Annotated in this window: 7 protein-coding genes; 1 reads left to right on the top strand and 6 read right to left on the bottom strand. The window is 33.3% G+C overall.

Features of this window, described 5'->3' with window-relative positions; genetic code table 11:
- Window positions 1-459: 459 nt before the first annotated feature.
- From IE051_RS13885 to IE051_RS13865, 5 genes are all read right to left on the bottom strand, one after another.
- Window positions 460-4,512 carry a hybrid sensor histidine kinase/response regulator transcription factor gene (locus IE051_RS13885; protein WP_189361667.1) on the bottom strand — a complete coding sequence of 1,351 codons (4,053 nt, stop codon included), beginning with the start codon at window positions 4,510-4,512 and terminating at the stop codon, window positions 460-462.
- A 225-nt stretch (window positions 4,513-4,737) separates the two neighbouring features.
- Window positions 4,738-5,703 carry a Gfo/Idh/MocA family protein gene (locus tag IE051_RS13880; RefSeq protein WP_189361665.1) on the bottom strand — a complete coding sequence of 322 codons (966 nt, stop codon included), beginning with the start codon at window positions 5,701-5,703 and terminating at the stop codon, window positions 4,738-4,740.
- A gap of 127 nt (window positions 5,704-5,830) precedes the next feature.
- On the bottom strand, window positions 5,831-6,832 hold the full coding sequence (locus tag IE051_RS13875) for a GntR family transcriptional regulator (RefSeq protein WP_189361663.1): 1,002 nt from the start codon (window positions 6,830-6,832) through the stop codon (window positions 5,831-5,833).
- Between the two features lie 547 nt (window positions 6,833-7,379).
- Window positions 7,380-8,828, bottom strand: a complete 1,449-nt coding sequence (locus IE051_RS13870) for an arylsulfatase (RefSeq protein ID WP_189361661.1) — start codon at window positions 8,826-8,828, stop codon at window positions 7,380-7,382.
- Between the two features lie 121 nt (window positions 8,829-8,949).
- Window positions 8,950-10,134 carry a Gfo/Idh/MocA family protein gene (locus IE051_RS13865; protein WP_189361659.1) on the bottom strand — a complete coding sequence of 395 codons (1,185 nt, stop codon included), beginning with the start codon at window positions 10,132-10,134 and terminating at the stop codon, window positions 8,950-8,952.
- Window positions 10,135-10,485: 351 nt separating this feature from the next.
- Between IE051_RS13865 and IE051_RS13860 the strand changes: the two genes are divergently transcribed.
- Window positions 10,486-13,353: a glycoside hydrolase family 2 protein gene (locus IE051_RS13860; protein ID WP_189361658.1), complete on the top strand. Its 2,868-nt coding sequence runs from the start codon at window positions 10,486-10,488 to the stop codon at window positions 13,351-13,353.
- Between the two features lie 342 nt (window positions 13,354-13,695).
- On the opposite strand, the gene IE051_RS13855 is transcribed toward IE051_RS13860, so the two are convergent.
- Complete coding sequence (locus tag IE051_RS13855; RefSeq protein ID WP_189361657.1) at window positions 13,696-15,138, bottom strand: sulfatase-like hydrolase/transferase; 1,443 nt, start codon at window positions 15,136-15,138, stop codon at window positions 13,696-13,698.
- Window positions 15,139-15,734: the final 596 nt, after the last annotated feature.

The raw sequence follows: 15,734 nt of genomic DNA, 5'->3' as shown, positions 1-15,734 counted from the left end.
AAATTGGTAAACCAATTCATTTCGTCAAATATATGTTATTTTTTTGTTAAAAGAAACATATAATAAAGACTATCTTTAAATAATTTTAAATTTTTTTTAGAATTGAAATTAGGTATAACTCATATTTACCTAATTATTTTTGTAAGATTCATAAAAATCGAGCCCATAAAAAATATAATTAAAACTCTTAACGAAAGTGGCTCGACTTTCCATGTCATGTGGATTAGAATAGTTTTGTGTCATAAAAAGAATTAGTTGTTTAATTAAATAGTTAGTATAGGTATATACAGATTAAACTAAATATTATAATTATACAGATTAGAAAAATCTCTATATAGGAAAGCTTTAGTTTATTGTTTTTCATTTCTTAAAACTAAAACAAACTTTATATGTAGAAGTACAAAAAAGGGAGTGAAATAATTCAAAACACTTATTTACAGCACTTTAAATTATAATATTTTATGATTCTGAAAACTTTTTAGAATACTGACTTGGTGATATTCCAAATTTCTTTTGAAAAGATTTACTAAAATATTTAGGGTTTTTGAAGCCAACCTTATAACTCACCTCTGAAATATTAATTTTCCCTTGTTCTAAAAGTTGAGCGGCTCGTGTCATTCTAAAGTGAAGCACAAATTCATTTGGTGTAAAATTAGACCAAGCCTTTATTTTTGTAAAAAGCATGGTTCTGCTTACTCCCAACTCTGATGCAAAAAAGGGCACATCAAAATCCTCATTTCCTATCTGCGCTTCAACAATTTGAATTGCTTTTTTATATAGGACTTGATCTACCGAATTTATAGCCACCTGATTTGGATTTAAAAGATCGTTTTCTGCGAACTTTTCTTTAAGTCTGGCGGTGGCGTTTAGTAGGTTTTTAATTCTTACTTTAAACTCGTTGACATCAAAAGGTTTACTTATGTAGTCATCGGCACCACGTTCCAGCCCTTCCAACTTGTACACCAGAGATGTTCTTGATGTTAATAATATTAGAGGAATATGACTTGTTTTAACATTGTTTTTAATTTCAGCACATAGTTCTGTTCCCGTCATCACAGGCATTACCACATCGCTAACTATTAAATCTGGAAACTCCTTTTTTGCCATTTTAAGTCCTATATCACCATTTTCAGCCTCAAGAACATTATATTGACTATCTAAAACACTCTTCATAAACTTTCTCAAAGGCTTATTGTCCTCAACAAGCAAAACAGTCCCCTTTTCGCTGTTTATAGGATCAGGAAGCTCCTCTTCAATTGATTTTTCACCTGGCTCCAATTGGCTTACATACTGTGATAAATCTTCACTAAACTTAAAATCTTTTATAATTTCTTGATCTAATAAATGCTTACGGCCTAAAGGAAGTTTTACACTAAATATGGAACCAGAACTTTCTGTATTATTGGTTACCATAATATTACCTTTATGCAAATCCACGATGTTTTTAGCTATAGAAAGTCCGATTCCTGTGCCCTTATTATAATCCTTATCTGGTTTATTATTGAGTGCGACTTCAAAAAACCTTTCAAAAATTATACTTCTATATTCTTCAGCAATTCCCACACCTGTATCCTCTATACATATTGTTACATGGTCCTCGTTCTTTTTAACTTTTACCAGTATTTTGCCGCTCTTTGGCGTATACCGAAATGCATTAGAAATTAAATTATAAAACACCCGTTCTAATTTGGTACGATCATAATAAACCAAAATTTCATCTGAAACTGGCAAAAATTGATAGTCATAATTACCATCTTTTGCAAACTCAGAAAATGACAAATAAATTTCATGTAAAAACTTTATAATATTGCCTTCGGCTGTTTCTAGTTTATAAAGGTTATTTTCCAATTTTCTAAAATCCATCAACCTATTAATTAACTGAAGAAGGTGGTTTGCACTATTTTCAATAACCAATAACTTTTTAAATATTTTATTACTCCCTCTATAATCCTCAATAACCTGCTGGAGCGGACCTAAAATTAGTGCAAGTGGCGTTCTAAACTCATGTGATATATTTGTAAAAAACTCTAACTTTAACCTATTCAGTTCCTTTGTACGTTCGGTCTCCAAGGACTCCAACTGTAAATCATGTCTTAGGGTAGCTCTAGACCTTAGTATAGTTATAAGAAAATATAGCGCTCCCAAAATGAGCAAACCATAAATGGAAAATGCCCACCAAGTACGCCATGGCGCGGGTTCTACATTTATTTTTAATTGGGTCACATTTTGAGTCCAAATCGAATCATTATTAGCTCCTTTAACCTCAAAAACATAATCTCCCGGATTCTGAATAGTATAAGAGGCTGTATTACTACTTGTTACATTCCATTTTTTCTCTAAACCTTTTAATCTATATTTATACTTGTTATTACTGGAGTTAATAAAATTTGGAATTGAAAAAGAAATACTAAAATTACCTTGTTTATGAGATAGATTAATAGATTCTGTGTAGGGCAAGGTTTTTTTTAAAACGTCTTTTGGATTATAATTTTCATACTCTTTAACATTAAAATCTGTTAAAATAACTTGTGGCACATAATTGTTAGTAGTTATAGTATTCGAATTAAAATGGGTGACACCTGATGGACCGCCAAAAAAGAATTCAGACTTCCCAATTTTTAAACTAGCATTATCATTAAACTCATTACTTAATAAGCCATCAGTTTGATTAAACAACTGCACTTCTTTATTAGATTTGGTGTACTTAATTAGTCCCAAATTGGTACTTAGCCATAATTGTCCTTCATCCTCCTGTTCTAAAATACTATGAACAGCTGAAACACGTTCTTCTCCCAAAGGTAGACTCACAAATTCAAAAGTCTTTCCGTTATACTTAAATAATCCTTTTGATTTTGTACCCACCCAAAGCGTTTTATTGCTGTCTTCAAAAACACATAAAACATCTTCCCCATATTGCACCTTGGCATCATAAAAATATGTCTCTATACCATTACTCTCTGTAATTTTATTTAACCCTTTCTCTGTACCTACCCAAACATTATTTTTTGAATCAATCCGAATAATTCTTATCAAATTACTAGAGAGTCCTTCATCTCTATCTTCAACATTTTGAATTCGCGTAAAATTTCTGGATTCCGAATTATATTTAATTACACCTTGGCCAAATGTGCCAATCCACAAATTGTTTAAGTTATCCTTTTCTATAGCATAAACCCCTGTATTACTTATTATATCAAGTAGTGATTCGGGAAATTCCTCGAACTCAATTCGTTTCTTACTAAGGTTATAAACTTCAATTCCATTCTTAAAAGTTCCTATATACAGTAACTCATCTAATACTTTAAGAGCCTTTATATTGTTTCCTGATAGTCTTGAACTTTGGTCATCTAAATAACTGAAGGTGTTTTCTTTTCTATTCCAAATATTAACGCCTCCACCTTCTGTACCAAATAGAATATTGTCATTATAACGCGCTATAGAACTAACAACTGAATAATTTAGGCCATTGCCCCTCAAACTTTGTGTAATGCCTCTAAAATTCACATTAGTTTCATCCCATATATTGACGCCTCCATAGTATGTACCAATCCAAATGGAACCTTTCTTATCTTTATACAATGATTTTACAGAGTTCTTGCTTAGTCCCTCCGTATTAAGTATATCTGCCTTTAATTTAGTAACAGACTTATCTTTATTTACAATTTTTAGTCCACCATAAGTACCAACCCATAACACCCCTTTATTATCAAATAGCAATTGCCGTACATTATTTTCATCGACTTCTTCTGCCTCCTTTTCCAAATAAAGACTAAAGTGTTTTAGAATAAAGTTATAGCTTAAAACACCTAGATTTTTTGTAGCCACTAGTATATGATTCTGAGGCCCTTCAACTAAATCTTGGACAAATAACGCCTCACTACCTTTTAAAATTGAAAAATCGAGACGTTCATTACTTCGATTTACCTTATAAATGCCCGCTCCAGTTCCAATTAAAATTTGACCTCCTGAAGTTTCTAAAACAGATAATACCTGCCCGAGTACTGGTCTTTTAAAAGTATTTAAATAGTTAGTAAAGTTATCACCTGCTTTATTGTATATAGAAAGACCTTTTGATGTTCCAATCCAAATCTCTCCATTAGAAAGTGTTTCTATAGTCCAGATGGTATTATTGCACAAGGAATTACTTTCTTCGCTGTGAAAGTATCTAGTAAACTCATCTGTTTTAGGATTATACTTATTTAAACCATTATATGTTCCTATCCATAAATAACCATCATTGTCTTCATATATAGATAAAATATCATTATTACTAATAGATTTAGGGTTATCTTCTTCAGTTCTATAAACCCTAAAATTCGTACCATCATATTTATTCAAGCCATCGCGAGTACCTAACCAAATTCTACCGAGTTGATCTTGATGAATTGCTATAACAGCACTTTGAGAAAGTCCATCTACCGAGTTTAAATGATTAAAAACATAGGTTTTGTTTTGAGCAAAACAGTTTATATAAAACAGAAAACACAAAACAAAAATTAGCAGTCTAGTCATTATAAACTTAAATAATTAAGGTCTGTAAAAATAGAAAAGTATTATCACAATAATTAAATAATTTATGGATTATACCCCCATTATATCATCGAAATTGAAAAAAGTAGAAATTTAATTAAAGAAAAAAATCATACGTAATAATATCATATGATTAAACTGCCCGATGCACTTCCTTTCCGAGGGTATCAACCTATCACTGAACTATTTATTAAAACGATGTTATTATCACTTTGTAAATTCTTCTATTAACCGTGTTACCAATGCCCCATCTTCAACAGGACATGGATTACTGCGTTTTTCCAAGAAATAATTAACCGTTTCCTGTATCATTGGCCGTTGGATATCTGTAGGGTTTTTAAATCCAAATGTGCGTTCCATAGTTTTAGATTTCAAGAAAACTTGCTCCTCATAAAAAGAAAATTCAATAGTTCCATTTTCACCATAAATAACACATCTATCTTCCTGCAAACCTTTAGGAATCGCAAAAGACCACAACCCTCTAAATTGTATACCGTTCTCAAAACTTATTATTCCGCTAACGGTATCATCCACATTATTAATTTTAGATTGGTTAACAGCAATACCTTTAGCAGCATTATAGGCTCCAAAAAAGTGATACATTAAATCAATTTGATGTGGCGCAATATCATGAAAATAGCCTCCTCCCGAAACGTCTTTATCCAATCGCCAAGTCGCTTTAGAATTAAAATCAAAAGGCTGTAAAAACCTCAAATCGACAAATTTAATAGCTCCTATCGCATCTGTATCGATTAAATTCTTAACCTGTTTATACATGGGCAGAAAGCGTCTATAATGTGCTACAACAAGTTTAGTATTACTTTTATCAACAGCCTTGATAAGTTCTTCGGCTTCTGCATTAGATAGCACCATAGGCTTCTCTACATACACATGCTTTCCGGCATCCAACGCTTTTAATGCATACTCTAGATGTGTGGATGGCGGAGTGGCAATATATACAGCATTTATTTCTGGATTTGCAAGTAATTGATCGGCATCGTCATACCACAAAGGCACATTATGTCTTTTAGCAAAATCTTCAGCTAGATCCTTGTTTCTGCGCATTACAGCTAACAATTTTGAATTATCACACTTTTGAAACCCAGGACCACCTTTTACTTCTACAACATCACCACAACCTATTACCCCCCAAACTATTGAATTATCTGTCATTTAAAATATGTATTTTTTACCATGCTAAACTCAAACATAAAACACTAGTTTTACTATTGTGTCCTGCTGCAACCTGCTAACCCCCCCATAGATTACACCAAATACCATGGTAAGTAAATTAAATTTATTACAAGGAATCTCTTAAAATTAATTTTGTTGTTAAGTACGTTTGTGATTTTTGATTCGAAATTATAAAATCTGCAACTTTTGCTCCAAATTCCTTAAAGTCTACTGAGACTACCGAAATTCCTTTAAAAGTATACGCCTTTAAGGGTGTATCATTATAAGATAATATACCCACATCTTTCCCAATTTCATATTTAAAAGCATTAGCTTGACGAAGCAACTCATGCAGTATGCGATCATTAACGCAAATGTAAGCTGTACCCTTTTTTACCAATAACTCGTTAGAATCAGTGCAAATGGTATATTTAAATTTATGATCTTCACAAAACGTTTTAAAGTTTTCTACACTTTCAAAAGGATGATGTGTATACTCCGGATAAACAAAATTTAAACGATCATACTTAACAAATAAATGTGACGCATTCTTTAAAACAGTATAAAACCCCTTCCCGAAATCTTGAAACACATAATTCCCAGAATCGCATAAATTCGCTTTCCAATCAATAAGCAATAGCTTTTCTTCCGCTATTTTTGAAAGACTTTCAGCAACTTCAGGATGATCAAAGCCCATAACAACATATTTATAGTACTTTCCCTTCTCCTGGTTTAACATTGCCTTAAAATTTTTAATATTATAATGATGAAACTGTAAATCTACAATAACATCATCTGGCATATAACTCATAAAAGAATGATAAAAAACTTCTTTATAGGCTTTAAAGGTACTTATTAGTAATAGAATTTTTTTTCTGCTTTCAGCTATATAATAGCCTTTATTTGGTGTTGCTTTTATGTATCCTTGTTTCTTTAGCAAAGTATAGGCCTTAAACACAGTATCTCTAGAAACCCCATAATCTTTACTAAATTCATTTATGGAGGGTATACTATCTCCAAAACTTAATGCATTAATATTGATAGATTCCTTAAAGGCATTAACAATTTTAAGATATTTAGGATTATTGTTACCATTAAAATCCTTTATAAAAACTTTCTTAGCAATCATGTGTAATTAAAAGGTTAGAATAGATTGGATACTTTAGAATAAAACTTTAGTACTATTGAAAATATTGATATCAGCTATATCAAATAAATTATATAAAAACGAAATATCTATCCTGTACTTTCTGTATGCCTTTAAAAAAGATTCGTTTGTGACTGGTGATGCTTGAATACAAAATGGCCAGGATTTCCTTATAAAACTTATAATTCACCCACTTGATTAATTTCTCAAAACGTTGTAACACATATTAAAACAAATGGTTAGAACATAAAAAACATCTAGAAACCAAATAGAACAAACACTATCAACTTCCCATAAAATCATCTATAAATTGAAATTATTGTTATTTGAATAACATTTCTCTAAATATTACAAGTAACCCGATAAAAAAACACACTGGAGAGATTCACTAGGTTCAGTCCAATAATTATTTAGAAATAAACAACGAAGCCAAAAGAGCTTAAAAAAGTCGCATCTTCAATAATTAACCATAAAACTTAAGCTAGTAGAATTAATATTAACAGTGAAGAATGTCCAAACAAAAAACATGTTATTTAAAAGGAAATAGACTTGATTCTGTTCTTGAGCTATTCATTAGCGCCTTTAATGCTACTACAATATCTGGATGTTGTTCCGCTAAATTTTGCGTTTCTAATGCATCTATTGATAAATCATAAAGTTCAAAATTATCATAACCGTTCTTATGAATATCATAACAAACGCCTTTCCAATTACCTTTCCTTACCGCTTTGCGTCCACCTTTAGCACTAAATTCCCAATAAAGATATTCATGCTGCTGTTGCTCACCTTCCTCTAAAAGCGTGGGCCACAATGAAATGCCGTCACTAGATTTAATGACCGTTTGATCTCCTACTAGCTCTGCCAAAGTTGGCAGAATATCCCAAAAGGCCGATGCATGATTTGATGTTGTTCCTGGTTTTATTTTTTTTGGCCATTTTACAATAAACGGTACTCTAATACCGCCTTCATATAAATCTCTTTTCACACCTTTCAACCCTCCTGAACTATTGAAAAAATAGGGGTCTGCACCACCAACCTCATGTGGCCCATTATCACTTGAAAACATCACAATGGTATTTTCATCCAGACCAAGTGTTTTTAATTTTTCTATAATTTGCCCCACATAAGCATCCGTTCTACTTATCATTGCGGCAAAAACTGCATATGGTGTTTCCTGAGAACAATATCTGCTTATAATCAAGTCTGGCCCATAATCAGAAGATTTGGCATTCTTAAAAGGTGTCTCCCTAAATTTCCCAATATACTTAGCAAGAATGGAATCTTTAGGGGAGATTAATTCGGCATGAGGTAAAACAATAGGGACATACGCGAAAAAAGGTTTATTTTTATTTTTCTCAATAAACTGAAGAGTTTCCTCTTGTATTTTATCGGGGGCATAGGTCACAGTATCTATCCAATTATTCCCCTTTAAACTATCCTTTTCGCGATTTCTCCATAGATATGGCGGATAATATCTATGTGCCATCCTTTGGCAGTTATAACCATAAAATTCATCAAAACCTTGATTATTCGGGTCCCCTTCAGAACCAATAAATCCTAATCCCCATTTTCCGAATCCTCCCGTAACGTATCCTGCCTTTTTTAAAACTTCTGCTATAGTCACAGAAGCATGAGGTAGGGGTGTTTGACCTTCCTGCCCTTTCAATTCTTTATTACCACGTATTGGTGTATGTCCTGTATGTTGTCCTGTCATTAATGCTGAACGGGACGGTGCACAAACCGTGGAACCACTATAATGCTGGGTAAACCTTATTCCTTCTGCTGCGAGTTTATCAATATGGGGTGTTTGTATTTTTTCTTGACCATAACAGCCCAAATCACCATACCCTAAATCATCAGCTAAAATGTAAATAATATTTGGTTTTTTCTTTGGAACTACAACTGTTTTCTTTTCTTGCTTACAGGAACAAGTGAAAAGAACAAAAACTAATAAAATCAATAGACTATGTCTCTTCATAATATAAATTTTCCAAAACTGTACTTGATTATTCTATACCTAGAAACTCATCCTTATTCCCTACTAGGAAACACATACTTTGTTAATAATAAAGGTATTCACCCCTTAAAAAACAATCTAATCATAAATCTTTTGGCCACTGTACTACGGTATTATTATACATGGCATCCAGTCCCATCTGAACACATGTAGCCGTATTTGCTCCGGTTAACACGCTAGACTTTGGCTGAGTATTATTTATAATGGCATCTCTAAAATCAAGCAATGCCTGTTTGCTAGGTTCTAAATGTTCCACATTAATAGGATATCCTTTATTCTCATCCCACTGAGCTGTAGCACCACTAACACCATCAACATCCTTAATGACCTTATTTTTTTGACCTTCAGGATAAAACCAAGCGCGATGCGTATCAATAATAATAGTCCCCTTATCACCCATTACCTTTATTTCATAACCATTTTTAGCATTACTTGTTAAACAGGTGAATTTTGCTTTCACGCCACTAGGGTAACTATATGTTAAATGTATATTATCAAAAGTTTCTCTTGAATCTTTCCAGTAATCAACACCGCCAACACCCATAACTTGATAAGGAACTTCATCTAATACCCAATTCACAAAATCAATTTGATGTGAACTTAATTCGGCAGTTAGTCCACCAGAAAACTCGCGATACATTCTCCAATTTACGGCCTTCTCATATTTAGACTCAGGCACTGGTCTTCTCCAATTTCCATGACGATTCCATTGGCATTCAAATGCACTAATCTTGCCAACCTTTCCTTGTTTTATCAAATCAACAACATGCGTATATAGTCTAGAGCTATGGTATTGATGCCCCGTTTGAAATATATTATTTGATTGATTGGATTTTTTTACTAATGATTGTATGCCGCTGTTTCCTTTAGCCAAGGTTTTTTCACAATACACGTGCTTATTTGCATCCAAGGCATCTATAGCAATTTTTGAGTGTGTGCTAAAGGGCGTTGCTACAAGCACTGCGTCAATATCCTTATTGTCAAGCAACTTCCTATAATCAGAATACCCAATGGGTTTGGAATTAGCCTTTGATAGTCCATGCTCCAATCTAAAAGGAAGAATATCACAGCAGCCAATGACGTTAATATTCTCAATAGAGTTAATTATGGACGTCAATCCACCGCCTCGGTCCCCGGTTCCAATAACTCCAATATTTATTTTATTATGCATATTAGCATTAGATAACAAACTTCCATAAGCATAAGAAGAGCAAGCCACTGCTGATGCAACAACTCCTGTTTTTTTAATAAATGAGCGTCTTTTCAAAATTTATTTAGTTTTTTTAGTTGTTATAATCTCAATAAGGAGCATATTTTTTAATGAAATCTTTTAAAGAGGCTTAAGTTAAAAATATAATACAATCCCCGCTAAATATTTTCTTAAAAACACTATTAAAGCTTTTCATCGGTCTTAATATGCATTCAATGATTACAATAAATATTAGCTACAATATGGTGAATTTACTGTTCATCTAAAACAGATTAAGCTAATGAATTCATCCCTTTTGTAAGGGCTGGTATATTATAAGCCATATGTTATAGTATTCTGCATATTTCTCACAGTGAAAATAACTACAAACACCTAATTTCGAAATCTAATCGTAATTGAATCACAACAATGTTTAAAAATTTATCTCTAGTCATTCTTTTAATTAGTTGTTCTATCTTAGGTCAAACTGAAGGTTTACCTGTTGGATATGAAATAGGAAACAGGACAAAATTGAACTTAAATTACAATTGGAAATTTCATTCAGGGGATTTTATTGATTCCCCAAGTAACCTAGAATTTGACGACAATTCTTGGGAAGAGGTTTCAATCCCGCATACCCCCAAATTATTTTCATACGAAATGGATAGCATTAAAGAGACTTGGGTTCAAAAAAACTATTTACGTGATATTAATTGGTACCGAAAAAAACTAAAAATTAAAGCGAATCCTGAGGATAAAATATTTCTAGAGTTCGAAGCAGTACACAATGCAACAGAGTTATGGGTCAATGGTAAAAAGGTTGGACACCATGCTATAAATGGCTATGTCCCTTTCCATTTTGATATTACCGATTATGTATACCTTAATGAGGAAAATACCATTACTGTAAAGGCTGACAACAGCTACAGTCAGGTAATACCTCCAGACCCACACCGCACTGATTATGTAAAATATGCAGGTCTGTATAGAGATGTATACCTGGTAACCACAAACAAACTTCATGTTAATTACAACTGGGAAGCCTTTAATGCTGGCGTGCATATAACCACGCCTACAGTAAATAAAAACAATGGTACGGTTACAATAAAGACTACGATTAAAAATGAAAACGCAGACTCCAAACAAGCTAAAATAGTGACCCAGATTATAGATGCTGATGGCTACCTTATTAAGGAACTAATCAGCAATACAGAAATTAAAGCGCACACAACATACACGTTTAGACAATCTGCCATTATTGAAGACAATTACCACTTATGGTCACCCGATACGCCATATTTATACCGTGCACATTCAGTAATTTATGCTAATGATGAACCTGTTGATTTTGTGGAAAACACTTTTGGTTTTCGAAAATTTTCTTTAGAAAAAGGCAAAGGTTTTGTTCTGAATGGTGAACCTCTTTTTTTGATTGGGGCAAATAGACATCAAAGCTATCCGAACATAGGAGATGCCGTACCCAATTCATTCCACTACAATGAAGCCCTGCAATATAAAAAAGCAGGACTAAATATTATTCGTTTGTCGCACTATACTCAAGACGATGCCTTTATTAATGCTTGCGATGAATTAGGCATTTTAATTTATGAAGAGCCTTCAACATGGATAGAATGGGGCGATGATTCTTGGTTTTCAAATTTAGAGAGCGCAACAAGAACCATGATAAGAAATCACAGAAATCACCCCTCCATTATTATTTGGGGTGCTGGTATAAATCATAGAGGTCCTGTACCTAGAATGCAAACCGTTGCAAAAGAAGAAGACCCCTTTAGATTAACTGCTTCTGCCTCTAGTCCTTGGAATGCTGCAAAAAATGAAGGGATTACCGATATCTATGCCACTATGGATTACAGACGCACTGAATTTCCTGAAAATGCGTTTACCATGGTAATGGAGCACGGTAGTTCTCCCAATGCTGAAGTTAATCAATTTCATATTTCAAGATATAAAAGCAATAAAAACAATTTTGCTGCTATAACATGGCTAGGCGCTGATTATAACCATCTTCAACCAGACATTGTTGATGATCAATGGAAACGCGATTTCATGACAACCTATGGCGTTCTATCACCATATAGATTGCCTAAACCAGTATACTATTGGTACCAATCTGAATTAGTCCATAAACCAATAGTTCATATCGCTGACGAAACGGCCTCAAAAGATGGAAAAGTCAGAGTTTACAGTAACTGTCAAGAAGTTGCACTATACCATAACGACAAATTAATAAGCAAACAGCATCCTGATAATGATATCACAAAATCTAATTTAAACCATCCCTCTTTCACATTTCCTTTTCATTGGAAATCTGGAAAATTAAAAGCTATTGGCTATACCAATGGTGAAAAAATAACCGAATTCTCAAGAGAAAAACAAGGTGAACCTCATCATCTAAAAATAGAGTTCAATATTAAAGACAAACCATTTTATGCTGGTGGGTCAGATTTAAGATTAGTGCATGCTTATATTCTAGATGAGAATGATGAAGTAGTTACTAATGCAAATAATGCCATTGAGTTTTCTGTCTCAGGTGATGGTGAACTCTTAGATAACGGCGAAATTTACGCCAATCCAGCTAAACCCCATAATGGTGTAGCATCCATTTATTTAAGGGGCCATCAAAACCCAGGTAATATTACTATTACCGCTAAATCGTCTAAACTAAAATCTGCAAAAGCAACAATTTCAACATCATATTATAATCCAAATGAGATTGCTAATAACGCATTAGCCATTTATGATTTCCCTATTACCCGAGTGGATTTAGGAGGAGAAAAACAATTGGTTCAATTTGACTGGTTAGAATGGACCGGAAATACCACACAAAACCTACAATACAAGCTTGTTGATTATGATGCTAGCGTTGAAATTAATTCGGACAAAAGTATAAACTGGGAAGCCAATAATGGTATGTTAGGAGATCTAAGTTTCATGGGATCAGATGGTGTTTATATTCAAGAAGGCAGTCTGTCGTTAAAAATTAATGGTTTAGATAAGGGAACCTACCAAATAGAGACCTTTCATCATGCCGTAAAAGGTAAATTGAATAATAATATTAATGTGCGTATAACAGATATAAATGGTGTTTTCAGTAGAACATCTGATGATCATATTGTGGATTATTATGATAACGGTAATACTGGGGAACGCAAGCCTTTATCAATTAAATCTACCTTCCAAACAGATGGTAACCATTCTGTTGTATTGGAATTTGAAAATAAAATCGAGAAAGAGGCTATCTGGCTAAATGGCTTTATTATTAGGAGAATAATGTAAATTCTAATTAGAATAATAAACAAAACAAACAACACAGTTTGAGAATTAAGCACCATGATCTATTGACTTAACTGCTGCAAGTTTTTGAATAGCGTCTATAATATATGTCTTAATGGTCAGACCAAAAGCGCTATAGCAGGCAATATAACTTAGACGATTTAGGACCTCTATTTTGAAAAGTCATCATATCAATTACAGTGTTGTTTGATTATTCTTACGGACTTTTATTCTATTGAAACAGGGACATTCTCTTTAATACCAGCAGTCTTGTCACCTTTGAATTTAATCAATTATTAATTTAGAAGCACATAGATAAAAACTAAGTATTTTTGCTATGCAATTTTAGTCCCGCTCTGTTGGGCTTAATGATTTATTTCTTTCACTTTTAACTTTGGCCTCTTCTTTTATTACATTCTCTGCATGAGGATCAAACCATCCGGGCTTTATATTTTTAGAATCCCACTTCAGGTATTCGGCCTTTAAGGCTGCTATTAAATCTGGATTTTCATCAGCAATATCATGACGTTCTAAAGGGTCGTTCTCCAAATCAAAAAGTAACACCTTATCCTTGTAGGCACTTTTATAAAGCTTATACTGCTCATTTCTTACCGCATATTCAAATCCACCGGACGAACGCCAAAATAATAAATCATGCGGTTTTCCTTTGTTTTCACCCTTTAAATAAGGCATCAAATCTGCCCCATCCAGTTGTTTTTCAGATGCCGCTTGACCTCCAGCGATATTTAATAATGTTGGATATAAATCTAAAGACGACACAGGTTGTTCATAATGTTGATTTCCCTTAAGCCCATCTGGCCAGCTCATAAAAAAAGGCACTTTAATACCGCCTTCAAATAGCATGCCCTTATGCCCTCTATTCGGCCTATTATCAGCATACTCTATCCTGCCGCCATTATCGCTTAAAAATACAATTACCGTATTGTCCTTTATATCATGAGCCACTAATGTTGAATCTATTCTACCTATACCGTGATCTACGGCATTTACCATAGCTCCATAAATACTTCTACCCGCATATTCTATATGTTTTGTGTTTTCTAAATACTGTTTACGCGCATGATTTGGAGCATGAGGAGCGTTATAGGCTAGATATATAAAAAACGGACGGTCTTCATTTTTTTTAATAAAACCTATGGCTTCATCTGTAAAATCATCGGTTAAATAAGACAATTCATTTTGAGGCACCTCTACCCCATTTCTATAAACTGTTCTTAGAGGTCCATTTGGCATACCCCAATAATTCATCCCGCCACCAGGAAAACCAAACCAATGATCAAACCCCTGGTTTGTTGGGTGTAGATTTGGATGGTCACCAACATGCCATTTTCCAATAGCACTTGTTGTATAACCATGCTTTTTCAAGGCTTCTGAAATCATCTTTTCACTAAGTGGCGTTCCAATAGTATCATCATTTTCACCTTGATATGGCATATTGCAATCATGTCCAAACCTTGCTTGATATCTACCCGTTAATAATCCGGCTCTTGAAGGGCTGCAATATGGGTGCGAGACATAGCCATTAGAAAATATCACCCCTTCTTCCGCAAGTTTATCCAAATGTTCCGTAGGGATATCTGTGGCGCCATTAAATCCAACATCTGCCCACCCTTGATCATCAGTAAGAACTACAATTATATTAGGCCTTTCCTGAACATCTAGCCCGATATTTGATTTAAAACCGAGTAAAACAACAATAGAAAAGAAAGCAATGAACGCGGTTGGAACAAAAATCTTTAAAGCATAAAATAAAGGATGTATACGCATTGGGTCAATGTATTTGTTTTAACTAAACATAGACAAAACAGTTAATAATAGGAACTTTCGTAAAATTATACCCTACTTCATTAAAACAATTTAACTGTTGTTTTTATCTCTACAACAAATGATTTAATTAATAATATTTAACAAAAAACTTCTAAAATCCACTATTCGTAGGATACAATGATTCTACATGTCAACATTCAATTTTCTATATAACTAGTGCATTAAAAGATCATTTCAAAATGCAAACCTATGAACCACAGAAGTCTCTCCTATTGATGGAGCAGTTATGAAAAAAATGGGATGGTATTAGCCATATAAAAATTATAGCTACCTACAAAAGAGTTCCGTCTTTAACGATGAACACTATGTGCGCTCCATCAAAACTAAACAACATGTAAATAGAGCTAAAAATACTATTACGAACCTTATAAAGAACATACGTTTTATAAAAATACTCATTTGTAAACCTCGTTAAAACAATCTAACTATACATTTGAGGAAGCTATACAAAATCAAAAAAGCAAAAGGTGACCTCATGATTTTTAAGATTAAAACGTGTAGCTAAAAAAGACTTTCACCTTCAAAATTTCAATCAA

This window comes from Algibacter mikhailovii (genome assembly GCF_014651495.1).
Taxonomy (GTDB): Bacteria; Bacteroidota; Bacteroidia; order Flavobacteriales; family Flavobacteriaceae; genus Algibacter_E; species Algibacter_E mikhailovii.
The sequence above is the reverse complement of the archived record's forward strand: the minus strand, read 5'-3'. Positions and strand labels throughout refer to the sequence as shown.

Bases quoted from the DNA above. Each gene is read 5' to 3' on its own strand.
- IE051_RS13885 (WP_189361667.1), bottom strand. From the start codon at position 4,512: ATGACTAGACTGCTAATTTTTGTTTTGTGTTTTCTGTTTTATATAAAC.
- IE051_RS13880 (WP_189361665.1), bottom strand. From the start codon at position 5,703: ATGACAGATAATTCAATAGTTTGGGGGGTAATAGGTTGTGGTGATGTT.
- IE051_RS13875 (WP_189361663.1), bottom strand. From the start codon at position 6,832: ATGATTGCTAAGAAAGTTTTTATAAAGGATTTTAATGGTAACAATAAT.
- IE051_RS13870 (WP_189361661.1), bottom strand. From the start codon at position 8,828: ATGAAGAGACATAGTCTATTGATTTTATTAGTTTTTGTTCTTTTCACT.
- IE051_RS13860 (WP_189361658.1), top strand. From the start codon at position 10,486: ATGTTTAAAAATTTATCTCTAGTCATTCTTTTAATTAGTTGTTCTATC.
- IE051_RS13855 (WP_189361657.1), bottom strand. From the start codon at position 15,138: ATGCGTATACATCCTTTATTTTATGCTTTAAAGATTTTTGTTCCAACC.